This is a genomic window from Vibrio sp. SCP2 (assembly GCF_059295395.1).
The window spans coordinates 1-379 of the sequence record NZ_JCAFVV010000039.1 but is presented as its reverse complement, the minus strand read 5'-3'; the positions used below and the strand labels follow the sequence as shown (position 1 = coordinate 379).

The window sequence follows — 379 nt, the reverse complement described above, 5'->3', positions numbered from 1 at the left end:
CGTATTCTCTATCCAAGGTCGTGGTACAGTAGTAACTGGTCGTATCGAGCGCGGTATCCTAACTGTAGGTGACGAAGTAGAAATCGTTGGTATCAAAGAGACAACAGTAACAACATGTACTGGTGTTGAAATGTTCCGTAAGCTTCTAGACGAAGGTCGTGCGGGTGAGAACGTTGGTGCACTTCTACGTGGTACTAAGCGTGACGAAGTAGAGCGTGGTCAAGTACTAGCTGCTCCTAAGTCAATCAACCCACACACTAAGTTTGAGTCAGAAGTATACGTACTGTCTAAAGATGAAGGTGGTCGTCACACTCCATTCTTCAAAGGCTACCGTCCACAGTTCTACTTCCGTACAACTGACGTAACTGGTAACATCGAG

The 379-nt window shown here is 46.2% G+C and carries 1 protein-coding gene; it reads left to right on the top strand.

Going from position 1 to position 379, the window contains the following annotated elements:
• The coding region (locus tag AC5O63_RS22460; RefSeq protein ID WP_494506278.1) for an EF-Tu/IF-2/RF-3 family GTPase at nt 1-379 on the top strand (379 nt) is incomplete at both ends.